Genomic DNA, 17,022 nt, shown 5'->3' with positions numbered 1-17,022 from the left:
GCCTCAATCGGGCTCGTCCTCGTACCCCGCAAGATGCAGCGGGCGGGCAGCAACGCCGTTGAGCTCGCACCAGCGCAACAGCGCGTCGTCGCGGCCATGCGTGATCCACACTTCGCCGGGCGCAATTTCTTCGATCGTCTGCAACAGCTCCCCCCAATCGCAATGATCGGAGATGACGAGCGGCAGTTCCACGCCGCGCTGTCGGGCCCGCTGGCGGATCATCATCCAGCCTGACGCGAAACACGCGAGGGGATCGGGAAAACGGCGTGCCCAGCGATCGGAAAACGCCGAGGGCGGGCAGACCACGAAGGCACCGGCAAACTCGCCTTTGCGCGCAGTATCCACGGTCGCGGGAGCGAGCGGCCCGAGATCGACGCCCTCCTCGCGATAGAGATCGCACAAACTCTTTAGGGCGCCATGGATATAGATCGTTCGGTCGTATCCGGCCTCACGAAGCAGGCCGATGACGCGCTGCGCCTTGCCGAGGGCATAGGCGCCGACGAGATGGGTGCGCTCGGGGAAGACTTCGGTGGAGTGAATGAGCTTGGCGATCTCACCGCGATCATCCGGATGGCAGAAAACCGGCAGAGCAAAGGTCGCCTCGGTGATGAAGACATCGCAGGCGACCGGCTCGAAGGCGGCACAGGTCGGATCCTTGCGACGTTTGTAATCGCCCGAAGCGACGACGCGGAAGCCGTCCTTTTCAACCGCGATCTGGGCCGAGCCCAGGACGTGACCCGCTGGATGGAAGCTGACGGAGGCGCCGTTGATGGCAACCACTTCGCCGAGCTTCGCCTCCTGCGTCGCGGCGGCGAAATCGGCCCCATATCGGGCGGCCATGATCTTCAAGGTCTGCGACGTCGCCATCACGGCGCCATGGCCGGCACGCGCATGGTCGGCATGGCCGTGGGTGATGAGCGCGCGCGGCACCGGACGCGTCGGATCGATGTAGAAATCGCCCGGCGGGCAATAAAGGCCTTTCGGCGTGGTGCACAAAAGTTCGGTCGGGCGCATCTGCCCGAGATAGGGGTGCGGGCGAGGTTTTCCATGTCTCCGGCACACCGTGGCGGAGCATTCACGCCTTGCCCCTAAATCTCGCCGAGCCGCAGCCAGCGGTCATCGTCGGGCCGCCGCACCTCCCAGATGCGCCAGCCGTTGAGATTGACCTTCTTGCCGTCGCGGGTGCGCACATGCGCGATGAGCGCGGCGGAGGGAGAATTGTAGCTCGTGCCGTTCACGACCCAGTGGCCATCGACGATGACACCTTCCACCGTCTGGCCCGCATAAGCGGCTCTGAGGGTCGTCCCGTTCGGCAGAAACACCTCGTGACCGTGACGGCCGATCTTCGACCAGCCGCCCTCCTTGGCGCCGCCGCCCTTGGCGCGGCGTGCACGTTCGCCGAGGCTTTCTTCCACAGGCGCACCCCCTCCTCTGCGGCCGTCAAGGCCGAGCAGGCGACGGAGGATGGCGTTCTGCGTCTCCTCGAAATCCTCGCGTGCACCTTCGATCCGTTTGTGCACGTCCATGTCGACAGCAATCGTGGCGAGGCTCTCCTCGTCCTTCTTCTTGCTGCCCTTCTTCTTCTTGGCCATGCCTCCCCCCGGCAGCCGCATCTTGGCATTGTGGAACTTTTCGACGCCGCGGGGGACGCGACGCAACGTCAGGTCCGCTCGACTTGGCCGTCACCAAGCCTAAACTCATCCTCATGACGGCACCCGCTGCGATCCCCACTGGCGAAGACGGGCTCCTGCCGGAGCGTTTCCAGCAATGGTTCGCCGACCGGGGTTGGGCGCCGCGCCCCCATCAGCTCGAGCTCATCGCGCAAGCACGGGCGGGATCCTCGTCGCTTTTGATCGCTCCGACCGGCGCTGGCAAGACGCTCGCGGGCTTTCTGCCCTCACTCATCGAGCTTTCGCAAGCGCACGAGAGGCGCAATTCATCACATTTCATCGGTCCGCACACCCTTTATGTCTCGCCGTTGAAGGCACTCGCCGTCGATATCGAGCGCAATCTCGGCATGCCGGTCGCCGAGATGGGACTGCCCCTGACGGTGGAAACGCGCACCGGCGATACACCCACCCATAAGCGACAGCGGCAGAAACTCAGCCCTCCCGACATCCTTCTGACGACACCGGAGCAGGTCGCACTTTTGATCGCCTCACGCGATGCGGAGCGCTTCTTCGCGCGCCTGTCGACGGTCGTCTTCGACGAATTACACTCTTTGACCCCTTCAAAGCGCGGCGACCTTTTGGCGCTCGGGCTTGCGAGGCTTCGCAGGCTTGCGCCGGGCCTCAGGACGATCGGCCTCTCAGCGACCGTCGCCTTCCCCGACGATCTGCGTGCCTGGCTCGTGGAGCAGCAACCTGACGCGCCCCGCAATCTCGCCGAGATGGTGGTGGTTGGCGAAGGCGCGCCTCCGGAGATTTCGATCCGGCATTCGGAGGCACGCATCCCGTGGTCCGGGCATACGGCGCGCTACGCCCTGCCGGAAGTGCTTGAGGCCATACAGAGCCACCGCATGACGCTCGTCTTCGTCAATACGCGCTGGCAAGCGGAGATGCTGTTCTCCGAGCTCTGGCGCATCAACGAGGAGGCCCTTCCGATTGCGCTGCATCACGGCTCGCTCGACCGCGGTCAGCGGCGCAAGGTGGAGGCCGCGATGGCAGCCGGCTCGCTGCGTGCGGTCGTCGCCACCTCGACGCTCGATCTCGGCATCGACTGGGGCGATGTCGATCTCGTCATTCATGTCGGTGCGCCGAAAGGTGCAAGCCGTCTCGCCCAGAGGATCGGGCGCGCCAACCATCGCATGGACGAGCCGTCGCGCGGGCTGCTGGTCCCCTCGAACCGCTTCGAGGTGATGGAATGCCAGGCCGCGCTCGAAGCCAATGAAGCCGGCATCCAGGATACGCCGCCGCTCAGGCCGGGCGCACTCGACGTCTTGTGCCAGCATATTCTCGGCATGGCCGTCGCCGCGCCGTTCGACCTTGAGGCCCTCTATGACGAGGTGCGTTCGGCAGAAAGCTATCGTGGCCTCAGCTATGAGGATTTCGAGCAGGCGGTGGATTTCGTAGCAACCGGTGGGTATGCGCTCAGAAGTTACGAGCGCTACGCCAAGATCCGGCGTCGCAAGGACGGGCTGTGGGCGCTTTCACATCCGAAGCTCGCCCAGCAATACCGCCTCAATCTCGGCACCATCGTCGAGGCGCCGATGCTCAATGTGCGGCTTGCCTCCAGACGCGGCAGCAAGGACGGTCGCCCCGGAACGATTCTGCGCGGAGGGCGCGTTCTCGGCAAGATCGAGGAGTATTTTCTCGAGCAGCTCGTTCCAGGCGACACGTTTCAGTTCGCCGGCCAGGTCCTCGCCTTCGTCGGCATTCACGAAAACGAGGCGCTGGTCACACGCGCCGAGGCCAACGACCCGGCGATCCCTTCCTATGCCGGGGGCAAGTTTCCCCTGAGCACCTATCTTGCCGCCGGCGTGCGGGCGATGCTCGCCGATCCCGCCCATTGGGAGAAGCTGCCCGCCCAGGTGCGCGACTGGCTATCCATCCAGCGGGAAGTCTCGGTGCTGCCGTCGAAAGACGCGCTTCTCGTCGAGACTTTTCCGCGCGAGACGAAATTCTACATGGTCGCCTATCCCTTCGAAGGGCGGCTCGCACATCAGACGCTCGGTATGCTGTTGACGCGACGGCTGGAGCGGGCTCGCGCCCGGCCGCTCGGCTTCGTCGCCAACGATTATGCGCTCGCGGTGTGGGGGCTGCGCGACATGGGCGCGCTGTTTGCGGCGGGCACGCCCACCCTTACCGAACTCTTCGATGAAGACATGCTGGGCGACGATCTGGAGGAGTGGCTGGCGGAGAGCTATCTCCTCAAACGCAGCTTTCGCAATTGCGCCATCATCGCTGGGCTGATCGAGCGTCGGCATCCCGGCGAAGAGAAGAGCGGGCGACAGGTGACGATCTCCACCGACCTCATTTATGACGTGCTGCGAAGCCACGAGCCCGACCATATTCTGCTCAAGGCAACCCGCGCGGACGCCGCGACCGGCCTTCTCGACATCCGTCGGCTCGGCGAAATGCTGTCGCGCATCCAGGGGCGAATCGTGCATCAAAGGCTTGCGCATGTCTCACCGCTTGCCATCCCGGCCATGCTGGAAATCGGCCGGGAGCCGGTCTTCGGCGAGGCGCAGGAGGATCTTCTGGTCGAAGCCTCCGAGGAGCTAATGCGCGAGGCTATGGGCAGCGAGGCAGATTTTGGCGCTGGCGGAGACTTCTCACAGAGACGAGATCTTGCCTGAGACGCGTATCGCGCTTTCCGGGCGAGAGCTGGTACTCGATGTTTCCGGGGCGCTCTGGGACCCGGCCTCACGCATGCTGGTCGTGGCGGACCTCCATCTGGAAAAGGCGTCGTCCTTCGGCCGCAGGCGCACGTTTTTGCCGCCCTATGACAGCGCCGCGACCCTTGCCGCCCTTCACAACCTGATCCTGCGACGCAAACCGAAGACCGTCATCTGCCTCGGCGACAGCTTTCACGATGGCGGCGGGCCCGAGCGTCTCGCCGAGATCGACCGCGGCAAGATCGCCGCGCTGCAGGCGGGACGCGAGTGGATCTGGATCGCCGGCAATCATGACCCCGCTCCGCCGCCGGGCCTCGGGGGAGATTGTCTCGCAGAGCTTTCGCACAGCGGTCTCACCTTCCGACACGAACCCACAGAAGCGATCGCCCAAGGGGAGATCGCCGGACATCTCCACCCTTGCGGGAAAATTGCCCGGCGCGGACGCAGCGTGCGCAGGCGCGCCTTCGTTACAGACGGCACACGGCTCATCCTGCCATCTTTCGGCGTCCTGACCGGCGGGCTCAACGTCCTCGACCGCGCCTTCGTCGGCCTTTTCGCCAGGCGCGGCTTCATCGCCTTCCTGGTTGGCGCCGACCGGCTCTACCCCGTCGCGCCGGCGTCTCTCAGGCCAGATTGAGCGGGCTTTCTCGCTAGCCTCGGCAATCTTCAGCACCAAGCACCGAGCCCCCAGGGAAGGCTGCGACGATGCGTGCCGGGTCCGCCGGACCTGCGATAATGAACTTCATTCACATTCGCGTGTTCAGCACCCCGATTCATGACCACAAGAGGATCAGGGGACAACTTATGAGACGCTTTTTCCCGCACGGCATACTCGGCTGGTTCGGTCCGATCGTGTCGACTGGCATCGCACTCGTCGTCGTTGCGGGCATCGTCGTCGTCACCGGAATGTACAATATCGCGGCGTCGATCCCCCATCCGTCCGGCTGGGCGCAGCTTCTGCACTTCAGCTTCGAACGCTCGGTCGCCCAGCATGCGAGCGAGCTTTCCCGGCCTGACGATTTCGAGGCCGAATGGCGCGTCGTTCAGGGCGCCGGCCATTACGGTCACGCTTGCGCCGGCTGTCATGGAGCGCCAGGGCTCGGGCAAAACGTCATGGCGCTGCAGGAGCGGCCGCAACCGCAATATCTGCCTGAGGTGGTTGGCGAATTCTCCGACAAGGAGCTCGCCTGGATCGTCCTCCACGGCGCAAAATACACCGGCATGCCCTCTTGGACCGATACGGATCGGGAGGATGAGGCGTGGTCCGTCGCCGCGTTCCTGCGGCGGCTGCCGGAGATGGATTACAAAACCTACCGCAAGCTCGCCTACGGCACGGAAGGCGAGATCACCGACCTGAGCCTCCCGGCGAAGTTCACCCAGTTTGAACCGACGGAGGAGAGCTCGAAGACGAAAACGCCCGACCCCCACACGCATCGCACGAGCGTGCCCGCGACCGGCTTCACAGAATTCGCCATGAACGACACCTTGATGTCGATGTGCGGCCGCTGTCATGGCGCGGACGGGCTCGGGCGGGGAATTGGTGCTTTCCCCAATCTGACGCTGCAGGATCCGGAATATCTGCGCCGCACACTCGAAGCCTTCGCGCACGGCGACCGCCACAGCGGCTTCATGCGCACGGTCGCCACCCAGCTCAGCGACAATCAGATCATGGCGCTGTCGGCCTATTATTCCATGCTGCCGGAAACCCGCTCGCCAGGCGCCGAGGCGCTCGATGCGACACTTATCGACGAAGGCCGGTCGATCGCAGAGAACGGCGTGCCAAAACGCAACGTGCCCGCCTGTCTGTCGTGCCACGAGCAGACGAAGTTCACCTCGCGCCTGTTCCCGCACCTCAATGGGCAATACGCCAATTACATCGAAAGCCAGCTGAAACTCTTCGCGAAAGGTGCACGCGGCTATGCCGGCGATTACGGACCGATGGACGAGCTCGCTCATCAGCTGGAACCTGAGGAGATGAAGGCCGTCGCCGCCTTCTTCAACGCTCAGGAACCGACCAGGCTGACGAACGCACCAGCCTCCTCGCAGAATGCCGCCCGCGAGCAAAGCGGGATCAATAGGGCCGCCGACGGGTCGCAAACGCCGACAGCGGACACAGGTGAGGCGTACCAGGAAGAGGCACCTGCCGCCGCCACACGGGCTGAATAAAGCCGGATAACACGAAGGCGGCGGGAGCGGCGCAGACGGCCCTTACTCTCGCCGCTGCCTGCCCTCGCCGGCTCATCTCATATGCCGGCGCGATTCAGCAGGCCCAGTAGCGAGCCTTCTGGGGGACGATCAGTTGGGGGGAAGATCAGTTGCGGCGGAAGATGATGCCGGCCATCCAGCCGGTGAAGACGGCCACCATTACGGCGAAAAGGCCGTAAAGCAGCGGCTGCTCCGTGGAAAAGCGGGCGATACGATCGGAAAAGCCGCTCTTTTCGACAAGCAGGCTTTGCACTTCCGCCGCCACCAGCTCTTCGTGGCGAAAGAGGAAGACGGAGACGTGATACGTGCCGACCGGGATCGCCGACGGCAGATGGAAGGTGGTGCGAAAGACATTCGGGGCGAGGAAGGTGACCGCATCGCCGCGCTTCACGAAGAGCTCCTTCTGTTTCTTCAGCTCCACCAGCGCTTTTGCGAAGGCCTCGTCCTGCGGCGTGTAACTTGCGTCACGCGAGAAACCGAGATCGGCGAAATCCAACTTGTAGCGCGCGAGCAGCTGCTGGCTCGCCGCATCGTTCAAGTTCTCGCTCATATGGATGACGTAGAAACTCGGGACATTGTAGAATTCCCGAGAAGCCGTGTTGATCCAGATCCCGGCGACCTGGCCCTTGCGGCGCACGACAAGCGGCATCTGCGGACCCGCCACGACGATCGCCACCTCATAATCGCGCTCGCCGGAGGCCGACTTCGCGCCATCGACCGCGCCAAAAACCGTGATGTTGGAGCCGGTGAAATTGGAGGTGATCTCGACGGCATCATCGGACAGGGTGGAGACGAGCTTCTCCGCCGAAGCCGGGCCGCAGACGAGGAGACCGGAAAAAAGGGCGAGAGCGAGCAGGAACCGCATCATCCGATCCCCTGCAAAAGGGCGATCGAATAAAGGCTCGCAGGTGGCAGGAACAGGTTCAATAGGAAGCGGAGCGCCACTGCGAGCACCAGAAGCGCCAGGAAAAGACGCAGCTGATCGCCGCGCATAGCCTGACCGATCTGAGCCCCGAACTGTGCTCCGACGACGCCACCGACGATCAAAAGACAGGCCAGCATCAAATCGACGGCGCCGTTCTCCAGCGAATGCAGCACCGTGGCGAGCGCCATCGTGAAGAGGATGTAGCCGAGAGAGGTGCCAATGACGACGTTACTCGGCACGCGCAGAAGGTAAATCAGTGCCGGCACCATGATGAAGCCGCCACCTATGCCGAGGACGGTGCCGAGGAAGCCGATCGACAGGCCAAGAAGAATGACCGGGATGACGCTCACATAGAGTTTGGAGCGGCGGAAGCGAACCTTGAACGGCAGACCAAGCAGCCAATTGTGGTGACGGCCTCGGCGCAGATTGGGAGGACGGCCACGCCGCGCGCGCAGGAAAGAGCGCAGCGCCTCGCGCAGCATCAGGCCGCCGATCAATCCCAGAAAGGTGACGTAAGACAGCGAGATGATGACATCGAGCTGGCCCAGCGAGCGCAGCATGGTGAAGACCCGCACCCCGAGCCATGAGCCCGTGACACCGCCGACGATGAGAAACATCGTCAACTGCGGGTCGATCATCCTCCGACGCCAATAGGAGATCGCAGCCGACGTGGACGAGGCGACGATCTGCGGCGTTACGGTCGCCACGGCGACGGCGGGACTGATGCCGGAAAAGATCAAAAGCGGCGTCAGGAGAAAGCCGCCACCCACGCCGAACATGCCCGAAATGAAGCCGACCGCCGCTCCCATCCCGAGATAGACGAAGATGTTGACCGTCAGTTCAGCGATCGGGAGATAGAGCTGCACGCAGGACGGTCCTGTCGCTATCGGCGAAATTCGCTCGGTCTAGGGCGATCTCTTCAACACCGCCGCTTCACGAAGCGCAAGACGGTGGTTCAGATATCTTTTTCATCAAGCGCCTTAATGATGCCCGTATCGATTTCACCGGTCACGGAAAGGCCGTTATCCTTTTGAAACGAAGCAATTGCCTGGCGCGTCTTCTTGCCGAAGATGCCGTCTGCCGGGCCCGGATCGTAACCCTTTCGGGAGAGAAGATCCTGGGTATGCTTCACCAGGTCGGGGCCACTGAGGCTCACACTCTCGCCGACATGCTCGCCCCAGCCGCTTTCAGGCGCGAAGACCATGTTGGCCTGCGGATCGATCGGCAGGGCCTTGAAGGTCTCGGCGGCCTTCTTCGCCTCCGGCAGGAGATCCTGCGGCAGCGCATCGGCGATTTCCTGCTGGCGTTTTTTCGCCTGCTGATCGCCCGAGCGTGCGGCCACGGCAAACCATTTGTAGGCTGCGACAAGGTCCTGTTTGACACCCAGGCCGCGGGCGAAAAGAACCGCGATGTTGAACTGGCTGTCGCGTACACCCCGTTCGGCGGCGCGTTCAAAAAGATCAGCCGCTTTTTCCAGGTCCGGGGCACCGTCCGCCCCCTCCGCGTAAAGAACGGCGAGATTGTGCATGGCTTTCACGTTTCCGGCATCCGCCGCCTTGCCATACCAGCTGAGAGCCTTGTCGATGTCCTTGGGAACGCCGCGTCCCTTCTCGTAGATCGAGCCGAGCCTGTATTGTGCCGGTGCGAGGCCGCCGCGGGCGGCGCGCTCGTACCAGGCGACCGCCGTTGCCTGATCGCTCGCCACACCACGCCCTTCGGCATAGCGCACGGCGACTTCGAACTGAGCCTCCGTGACTCCGGTTTCGGCGGCACGCCTGAGCTTTTCGGAGCCGATTGACGCCGGCAGAGGGGTAGACAGATGCGAGGCGGCCGGACCTTGTGCCATCGGTGCGGACGTCTGCGCCTGTGCAGATGGCGGCGGAGTGATCGAGGCCGTCTGTGACAGCGCTTCGGCGTCGGCAAAAATTTCGTTGTCTTCAGGTTCCGCCGACGCCAAGGGCGGCGAGGATTCCGGCGTCCGGTCGAGCGCCATCTCTTGCTCGGCTTCAGGCTTCGGCGCGCTGGCGCGTACGGGGGGCGTCAGTTCTTGAGCGCTCAGTCCCGGCAGAGCGGAGAGCCGCGTCGAAAAGGCCGTCTCCCGGTCGGGCCGAGGCAAAGGCGCGGCGTTGCCGGCTTCCATCATCGCTTCGCCGGACGCGGGGCTCGGCTGAACGATCGAACTCCCGTCACCTGGAACTTCGGTCTCCTTCGGAGCGGGCGCCGGTGTCTCGATCGCCGGATGCGAATTCGCAGTCCGAGCCTCCTCGCCTCGCACCTTGACGAATTGCACCGCAGCGAAGGCGACGGCGAGCGCGACGGCCCCCGCCACGAGAAGACGGCGCCGTGCCTTGAAGAAATCGAGGATCTGCGAGCCGCCGTGCCCTTTGGCACGACCGGCATCGCGCTCAGCCGCGGCGGCTTCGGCAGCGGCGGCACGGGCGGCGCGACGTGCAGCGCTCAGGAAATCGCTCGACGAGCTCTCTCGGTTGCGGCTTTGAGCCCGGAAATCTTCATACGCAGCTGCCAGCGCCTCCTCCGAACCGCTGGTCTGAGACGACGCATTCTTACGGGCCGCCGAAATGTAATGGCTTGCCGAACTCGGCGCATCCGCAAGGTCGGAATGCAAGGGGCCACCGCCCGGTTCCAGGAGGGAGTCGAGCGACATCTCCTCTTCCTGGCGAGGCACGAAGGACTCCGCCCGCCCACCTGTCGCCCGCTTCAGCAATTGCGTGGCGGACAGACGGCTGAGGAGCCCCTGGGCGGTGTTCTCTTCCACCCGCTTTTCCGGCTCCGGCGCAGGAGGCCGCGGCGACCATTGGACGGGGCCCGCGCGACCCGCAGGGCCAGGCTTCGGACCGGACGGCGCGGTGGATGAGGGAGAGATCCCCGACGGCCTGTCGTCGTCGCCCGAAGGGGCGGCACGCGGCGCAGGTGGCTTCGAGCCGCCATTGTCGTCGCCGGAGAACGGCAGGTCGCGCTCAAGGAAAGCCATGCGCTTGACGACGGCTTCCAGCGTTTCATGCACCGCATCGAGCGAGCTTCGCGTGCGTTCCTCGCCCGCCTCAGCAACGGATTTCAGTTCGCTGAGATCGTGCTGGAGTGCGCTCGCAAGACGCGCCAGCGCTTCCGACCCTTCGGCGGTATCGACCCCGGCGGCGTGCCAGGTTTCCGCGTCATGGTGCAGCTCCTGCCGATCGAGGCGTTCGCGAATATCAGCGAGCGCGTCCTCGAGGCGCGTCAGCGCCTTCGATTCCGCTGCGGGGCGATCGAGCATCGCAGAGATGCGGCCGATCTGGGCTTCCAGCTCGCGGTTGAAGCGCGCCGGCTCCTCAGGCAGTCGGTCGAGGCGCTCTTTGATCTCGCGGATCGCCGGCTGCAGCACGCGGATGCCAGCATCCGCAGTCGGAGGGCTGTTGCGGATATCGGCGCGCAGTTCGGCGATTTCAGAGCGCAGATCGACGATATCGTTCAAAAGATTGCTGTCGCTATCCGGCAGCTTTCGATCGAGGCCTTGTATGCGTGCCTCAAGCGCCGCAAAGCGCTCACCGATCGGGGCGTTGGTGACGGCGTCTTCCATACGGGCGACAAGACCGGAAAGCTGATCTGTGTCGACCCGCTCATCGGCGAAACGCGCATCGATTTCCGACAAGCGATCAAGGACGGGTTTCAGCGAGAAACGTTCTTCGCTCTCGGTGAGAAAACCTGAAATTTCAGCCGCGAGACGATCGAGGCGCTGGGTGATTTCTTCGATATCGGACGAGCCGACACTGCGTTCATCGAGGCTCGTGGCGATGCGGGTCAGCTTGTCGTCGAGCGCCGTCAGCATCGGGCGCGTATCCGGCACGGCCTGAATGCGCGCGGAAAGCTCAGAGAGAGGTTCCTCTAATGGTCCGAGGTCGGAGCGGCTTTCGCCGAGACTTTCAACGCGCTCAGCCAGACGGTCGAGCTGCGCAGCAAGATCGTCGATAGCGCCGATTCGGCTGTCGCGGATCTCATCCATCGCGGCTGCGAGCATGTCGAGCCGGCTTTCGATACGCGCGAAGCTCTCGTGTTCGTCGCTGCGATCGTGGGGTTGAGACATCGCATCGATGCGGCCGGCGAGTTCGCCAAGCCGGGCTTCGATCGCATCAAAGGCTTTGCCCTGCGGAAGCGCTGCAAGTCCGATGCGGATGGCGGCGATTTCCTCAGAGAGCGCCTGCGGCTGGGCAACCGAGGCGACGCTGCGGTGCAGCGCCTGAAGGCGCAGATCGACATCGCCCATGCGCTCTTGCAGAGAGGCAAGCGCGCCGCGCGAGGGACGCACCTCGTCTTCCAGCGCGTGCTGCAACTTCTCAATCTGGCGCAAGACTTCAGCGTTCTTGTCGACGGAGGTCTTGTCGGCGGCGTTCTTGTCGGCCTGCGCCGGCTTTTTGTCACGCGCATCGGTGGGTGCGGCACGAGACATCTCCCCAGGCGCCTCGTTCTTCGGCCGGCGATTGGCGAGATCGCGGGCGAAATCTGCAAGCCCGCCAGCAAATGCGCGGCGCGGTTCGGCGGGCTTTTCGGTGGGGGTGGACTTGCGAGCCGAAGGAGCCTGGACGCTCGGCTCGGCAGGTGTCGCCCTCAGGTCCGGCGTGGGCCCCTCGTCGAAGCCAGGGGTGCGTTTGCCAGCAGCGCCGCCACGAGAGAGCTCCTCCAGATGCCTTTCGAAAGCGTCGAGACGCTTCAAGAGGTCATCGGCGGCATCAGACGTTTTGTCTGAGGAAGGCGGGGTCGCCGTTGCCGGCTCGTCAAACGTTCCCGGGGCCGGAGGCGCGACTGGCGCACGCCGGCTGCGGGCCTGCGACGTGCGGTCAGCCTCGCCGCGTTCCGCCTCTTCGATACGTTTGGCAAGCGCTTCGACAGCCGCCTGCAAGTGTTCGGTGCTGATGTCGCCCTCGCCGGCATCTCCGGCAAGGCGCTCGGCTTGAGAATCCGCGTAGGCCGGCTCGTGAATGATACGCCCTTCCGCATCGAAGCGCGCATTCAACAGAGCCCGCAGATCGGTGCCCCCCTGACCCGGGGCGGGCGGCGGCGATCCTGCTCTGCCTCTCCATGATGTGCGGGCTTTCATTGCGTCTCCTCGGACCAGAAGAGAAAAGCTCGACCGTTCGCACGTCGACAGGTCGAAGCACTCTGATGGTTGGAAAAAGGTTAACGGTGCGCATGGTAAACATGACGTTAACTCTGCCATGTTTTGGACGATTTCTCATGTTGAGCCGCCGGGAAAGCAGCCTGACAAGGAACCGGGGCAGCAGACGCCCCGTTCACGTTTCATCGAAGCCCGTAGGCTAGACCTATAGGCTCATGATTGACGTGCGCTAATGTTCGGTCGAGAGACTGCGACCTCAATTAACGTGAACGTACTCACGCCCGACCGGCGGAAAGCTGGCGCTTACGGCGGGTGCAGAAAGTGGACGTGAATGACTTACAGCATCGGTGAATTGTCGCGCGAATTCGGCGTGACGCTTCGAACCCTACGATTTTACGAAGACAAGGGTCTTCTCAATCCGCGTCGTGAGGGATTGAATCGCATCTATTCCCGGCGCGACCGGGCCCGGCTGAAGCTCGTCCTGATGGGCAAGAAGGTCGGCTTCTCGCTGGTGGAGATCAAAGAAATCCTCGATCTCTACGATATGAAGGACGGCGAAGTTCTGCAGATGCAGGTCGCGCTCGACAAGTTCGAGGGACAGGTCGCCGTCCTCAAGCGGCAGAGAGAAGAGATCGAGCACGCGATCGACGAATTGTCTCAGACAATGGATGCGGTGCGCCAGATCCTGACGCAGAAGCAGGACGAGCAGAAGCAGGCCGGAGAGGCCGCCTAAGTCTTAGAAGACGTTGCGTCATGCAAAGAAACCCGCGCATTTCCGCGGGGTCAGGGGCGTGTGCACGCTTGTCAGTGACGAATTCAGACGATAATGGAAGGTCGACCTGGCTGACGTTTACGTAAGGGTAAGCTCGCTCATGCCGACCTATTCCGCTCCTATTCGCGATACGCTTTTCGTCCTCAACGACGTGCTTGGCATCGGCCGTCTTTCGAACCTCCCTGGATTCGCCGATGCCAGCGGCGAAGTCATGGAAGCAGTTCTGGAAGAAGGCGGCAAATTCTGCCGCGAAGTCCTCGCACCCCTCAATCAGGTGGGCGACCGTGAAGGCTGCACCCGTCACGACGATGGCCGTGTGACGACGCCGTCAGGCTTCAAGGATGCCTACCGTCTCTACGCCGACGGCGGCTGGGTGGGACTGGCGGCAGATCCCGATTATGGCGGCCAGGGCCTGCCTTTCGTCATCGCCACGGCCGTCGGCGAGTTCCAGGCCTCGGCCAATATGGCGTGGTCGATGTATCCCGGCCTTGCCCAGGGCGCCATCGCCGCCCTTTCCGCGCATGGCAGCAACAGCCAGAAGAGCGAATATCTGCCGCGCCTGATCGCTGGCGAATGGCTTGCCACGATGAACCTGACGGAGCCACATTGCGGCACCGATCTCGGCCTCATCCGCACCAAGGCCGTGCCGCAGGACGACGGCAGCTACCGCTTGAGCGGCCAGAAGATCTTCATCTCCGGCGGCGAGCATGATCTCACGCCCAACATCATACACCTCGTGCTGGCACGCACCGAAGGCGCCCCCGCCGGCGTCAAAGGCCTCTCCCTCTTCCTGGTGCCGAAGCGCCTGCCGGATGCGGACGGCGCGCCCGGCGAGGCGAACGGCGTCACCTGCGGTGCGATCGAAGAAAAGATGGGCATTCACGGCAATGCCACCTGCGTCATGAATTATGACGAGGCCAAGGGTTGGCTTGTCGGCGAAGCCCATAAGGGCCTCAAAGCGATGTTCACGATGATGAACGAGGCGCGGCTCGGCGTCGGCCTGCAGGGGCTGGCGCAGTCGGAAATCGCCTATCAGAACGCCGTCACCTATGCGCGCGAACGGCGCCAGGGGCGTGCCTTGTCGAAAAAGAATGGGGCCGCCGGCGAGCCTGCATCTGCCGCAGACCCGATCATTGTGCACCCCGACATCCGCCGAATCTTGATGTCCGTGCGTGCCTTCAACGAGGCGGCACGTGCCCTCATGCTCGACACCTCGCTCAAATCCGATATCGCGACCCGCAGCCCGGATCCCGCGGCACGACAGGCGGCGGAAGACTGGCTCGCGCTCGTCACGCCGGTCATCAAGGGCGTCTTCACGGATCGCGGCTTTGAAAACGCCGTGGCCGCGCAGCAGGTCTATGGCGGCCACGGCTATATCGCGGAATGGGGCATGGAGCAGTTCGTGCGCGATGCGCGCATCGCCATGATCTACGAAGGTGCCAACGGCATCCAGGCGCTCGATCTCGTCGGCCGCAAGCTTCCCGCCGACAATGGGCGCGCCATCACAGCATTCCTGACCGAGATTTCGACTTTCCTCGCCGAGAACGCAGAGGACGCCACGCTTGCGACGCTCGTCCCTGCCCTGAAAGAGGGGCTCGACCATCTGCAAAAGGCGACGATGTGGCTCGCCAAGAACGGCATGCAGGATCCGGACAATGCGGGCGCCGGTTCCACCGATTACATGCACCTCTTCGGTCTTGTCGCGCTCGGCTATATGTGGGCGAAAATGGCGCAAGCGGCCGGCAGAGCGCTCGCCGCAGGCCCGACGGGAGACCAGAGCTTCTATGAAAACAAGCTTCTCTTCGCCCGCTATTACATGGAACGGGCGATGCCGGAGACCGGGACGCGCCTCAGACGGATCGCCACGGGCGCTGAGACGACGATGGCGCTGCCGGCTGAAGCTTTTTGAGGCCTCCTAGACGTCAAAATCAAACAGAACATTTGTATCTGCGGAGCCCTCACCGCGGATCGCAGGGCAGGAGAGAACATGTCTGAAGCCTATATCTTTGACCATGTGCGCACGCCGCGCGGCCGCGGCAAGAAGGACGGAGCGCTGCACACCGTGCCGACGGTGCGCCTTGCGGCAACCGCACTTGAGGCCGTGCGCGAACGCAATGGTCTCGACACGAGCCTCGTCGACGATGTGATCCTCGGCTGCGTCGATCCGGTCGGCGAAGCGGGCGGCAATATCGGCCGCGCGGCCGTCTTCGCCGCCGATTACCACCAGTCGGTTCCAGGCATGCAGATCAACCGCTTCTGTGCCTCGGGCCTCGATGCCATCAACATGGCCGCCGGCCAGGTCATCACCAGTCACCATGATCTCGCCGTCGCCGGCGGCGTGGAATCGATGTCGCGGGTCGGGCTCGGCGCCTCTGGCGGCGCCTGGGCCGTCGATCCGCACGTCGCCGTTCCCGCCTATTTCATGCCGCAGGGCGTTTCCGCCGACCTCATTGCCACCAAGTACGGCTTCACCCGCGACGATTGCGATGCCTATGCGGTGGAAAGCCAGAAGCGCGCCCATGCCGCCTGGGAAGAGGGCCGCTTCAAGCACTCGATCGCGCCGGTGAAAGATCCGAACGGTCTGCCGCTGCTCGAACGCGACGAGCATCCAAGGCCCGAAACCGACATGCAGTCTCTCGGTTCCCTCAAGCCGTCCTTCGCGGGCGTCGGCGAAATGGGCGGCTTCGACGCGGTCGCCATCCAGGCCCATCCGGAAGTCGAGAAGCTCCGCCACGTCCACCACGCCGGCAATTCCTCCGGCATCGTCGATGGCGCAGCCGCTGTCCTTATTGGCAATGAACAGGGCGGTAAGGCCGCTGGTCTCAAACCGCGCGCAAAAATCCGCGCCTTCGCCAATATCGGTTCGGAACCCGCTTTGATGCTGACCGGACCGGTCGACGTGACGGAGAAGCTCCTGAAGCGCTCCGGCATGACGTTTTCCGATATCGATCTCGTCGAGATCAACGAGGCCTTCGCCTCCGTCGTGCTGCGCTACATGCAGGCCTTCGATCTCGATCCGGCAACGGTCAACGTGAATGGCGGGGCGATCGCCATGGGCCACCCGCTCGGCGCGACGGGTGCGATGATCCTCGGGACGGTGCTCGACGAACTGGAGCGACGCGATCTCAACACCGCCCTCGTCACCTTGTGCATCGGGGCCGGTATGGGCACGGCGACGATCATCGAACGGGTCTGAGCCATGCCGAAAATCGACATCGATCAGATCCCCGAGGTGAACTCCACCGGCTATCCAGCACCCTACGACGCGCTGGTGGCGGGGCGCTTCCGCAAGCGCCTCGGCAATGCCGGCGGTCTCGACCAGTTCGGCGTCAATCTCTGCCGTCTGCAGCCCGGCGCCGCCTCGTCTCAGCGCCACTGGCACGAGACGGAAGATGAATTCGTCTTCATCGTCGAAGGCGAAGTGGTGCTTGTTGAAGATGGCGGCGAGGCGATCCTGAAGGCGGGAGACGCCGCCACTTTCAAGGCGGGTGTCGCGAACGGCCATCAGCTCATCAACCGCAGCGACAGAGATGCGCTCGTCCTGGAGGTCGGAACACGCTCCGGGGCCGACACAGTGACCTATCCCGACATCGATTTGCGCTCCGTCACCGGCGAGGGCGCACCCGGCTACACGCATAAGGACGGCACGCCTTACGAGCGCGGCTGAGCCTGGG

12 protein-coding genes are annotated in these 17,022 nt (G+C 63.8%); 7 read left to right on the top strand and 5 right to left on the bottom strand.

Translation table 11 applies throughout. The features are described 5' to 3' along the window. Positions 1-3 precede the first annotated feature (3 nt). Together BLP76_RS00330 and BLP76_RS00325 are read right to left on the bottom strand one after the other, a co-directional pair. The gene (locus BLP76_RS00330; RefSeq protein WP_092808922.1) at positions 4-1,014 is read right to left on the bottom strand and encodes a ligase-associated DNA damage response exonuclease; all 1,011 of its coding nucleotides are present in this window, start codon (positions 1,012-1,014) and stop codon (positions 4-6) included. A gap of 74 nt (positions 1,015-1,088) precedes the next feature. Then, positions 1,089-1,658, bottom strand: coding sequence for a hypothetical protein (locus BLP76_RS00325; RefSeq protein ID WP_170130552.1), 570 nt, complete (start codon positions 1,656-1,658; stop codon positions 1,089-1,091). A gap of 47 nt (positions 1,659-1,705) precedes the next feature. Here BLP76_RS00325 and BLP76_RS00320 point away from each other — a divergent pair, with 47 nt between their 5' ends. The 3 genes from BLP76_RS00320 (at position 1,706) to BLP76_RS00310 (ending at position 6,502) form a co-directional block, all read left to right on the top strand. Next, positions 1,706-4,297 (top strand): ligase-associated DNA damage response DEXH box helicase, encoded by a 2,592-nt coding sequence (locus BLP76_RS00320; protein ID WP_092808920.1) that lies wholly within the window; start codon positions 1,706-1,708, stop codon positions 4,295-4,297. Beyond that, positions 4,260-4,973, top strand: coding sequence for a ligase-associated DNA damage response endonuclease PdeM (gene pdeM, locus BLP76_RS00315; protein ID WP_092809971.1), 714 nt, complete (start codon positions 4,260-4,262; stop codon positions 4,971-4,973). Before BLP76_RS00320 ends, pdeM begins: the two co-directional genes overlap by 38 nt. A 167-nt stretch (positions 4,974-5,140) precedes the next feature. Further along, positions 5,141-6,502 carry a c-type cytochrome gene (locus BLP76_RS00310; protein ID WP_170130551.1) on the top strand — a complete coding sequence of 454 codons (1,362 nt, stop codon included), beginning with the start codon at positions 5,141-5,143 and terminating at the stop codon, positions 6,500-6,502. 145 nt (positions 6,503-6,647) lie between these two features. On the opposite strand, the gene BLP76_RS00305 is transcribed toward BLP76_RS00310, so the two are convergent. The 3 genes from BLP76_RS00305 to BLP76_RS00295 form a co-directional block, all read right to left on the bottom strand. Beyond that, on the bottom strand, positions 6,648-7,406 hold the full coding sequence (locus BLP76_RS00305; protein ID WP_171904361.1) for a TIGR02186 family protein: 759 nt from the start codon (positions 7,404-7,406) through the stop codon (positions 6,648-6,650). Then, the gene (locus tag BLP76_RS00300) at positions 7,406-8,332 is read right to left on the bottom strand and encodes a sulfite exporter TauE/SafE family protein (protein WP_092808916.1); all 927 of its coding nucleotides are present in this window, start codon (positions 8,330-8,332) and stop codon (positions 7,406-7,408) included. Before BLP76_RS00300 ends, BLP76_RS00305 begins: the two co-directional genes overlap by 1 nt. 89 nt (positions 8,333-8,421) lie before the next feature. Beyond that, entirely contained in the window at positions 8,422-12,558 is a 4,137-nt protein-coding gene (locus BLP76_RS00295; protein ID WP_170130550.1) for a peptidoglycan-binding protein, read from the bottom strand. A 349-nt stretch (positions 12,559-12,907) separates the two neighbouring features. Here BLP76_RS00295 and BLP76_RS00290 point away from each other — a divergent pair, with 349 nt between their 5' ends. From BLP76_RS00290 to BLP76_RS00275, 4 genes are all read left to right on the top strand, one after another. After that, positions 12,908-13,309 (top strand): MerR family transcriptional regulator, encoded by a 402-nt coding sequence (locus tag BLP76_RS00290; protein WP_092808913.1) that lies wholly within the window; start codon positions 12,908-12,910, stop codon positions 13,307-13,309. Between the two features lie 139 nt (positions 13,310-13,448). Continuing rightward, complete coding sequence (locus BLP76_RS00285; protein ID WP_092808912.1) at positions 13,449-15,257, top strand: acyl-CoA dehydrogenase C-terminal domain-containing protein; 1,809 nt, start codon at positions 13,449-13,451, stop codon at positions 15,255-15,257. A 78-nt stretch (positions 15,258-15,335) separates the two neighbouring features. Continuing rightward, on the top strand, positions 15,336-16,544 hold the full coding sequence (locus BLP76_RS00280; protein ID WP_092808911.1) for an acetyl-CoA C-acetyltransferase: 1,209 nt from the start codon (positions 15,336-15,338) through the stop codon (positions 16,542-16,544). Positions 16,545-16,547: 3 nt separating this feature from the next. Further along, positions 16,548-17,015: a cupin domain-containing protein gene (locus BLP76_RS00275; RefSeq protein ID WP_092808908.1), complete on the top strand. Its 468-nt coding sequence runs from the start codon at positions 16,548-16,550 to the stop codon at positions 17,013-17,015. Positions 17,016-17,022: the final 7 nt, after the last annotated feature.

Origin of the sequence: Afifella marina DSM 2698, from assembly GCF_900102695.1 — a bacterium.
GTDB classification, from domain to species: Bacteria; Pseudomonadota; Alphaproteobacteria; order Rhizobiales; family Afifellaceae; genus Afifella; species Afifella marina.
Note: the sequence above shows the minus strand (reverse complement) of the source record. Positions and strands in the feature narration are given on the sequence as shown.

Coding starts and splice junctions, on each gene's coding strand:
- BLP76_RS00275 (WP_092808908.1), top strand. CDS start 16,548: ATGCCGAAAATCGACATCGATCAGATCCCCGAGGTGAACTCCACCGGC.
- BLP76_RS00305 (WP_171904361.1), bottom strand. CDS start 7,406: ATGCGGTTCCTGCTCGCTCTCGCCCTTTTTTCCGGTCTCCTCGTCTGC.
- BLP76_RS00290 (WP_092808913.1), top strand. CDS start 12,908: ATGACTTACAGCATCGGTGAATTGTCGCGCGAATTCGGCGTGACGCTT.
- BLP76_RS00285 (WP_092808912.1), top strand. CDS start 13,449: ATGCCGACCTATTCCGCTCCTATTCGCGATACGCTTTTCGTCCTCAAC.
- BLP76_RS00330 (WP_092808922.1), bottom strand. CDS start 1,014: ATGCGCCCGACCGAACTTTTGTGCACCACGCCGAAAGGCCTTTATTGC.
- BLP76_RS00310 (WP_170130551.1), top strand. CDS start 5,141: ATGAGACGCTTTTTCCCGCACGGCATACTCGGCTGGTTCGGTCCGATC.
- BLP76_RS00295 (WP_170130550.1), bottom strand. CDS start 12,558: ATGAAAGCCCGCACATCATGGAGAGGCAGAGCAGGATCGCCGCCGCCC.
- BLP76_RS00320 (WP_092808920.1), top strand. CDS start 1,706: ATGACGGCACCCGCTGCGATCCCCACTGGCGAAGACGGGCTCCTGCCG.
- BLP76_RS00280 (WP_092808911.1), top strand. CDS start 15,336: ATGTCTGAAGCCTATATCTTTGACCATGTGCGCACGCCGCGCGGCCGC.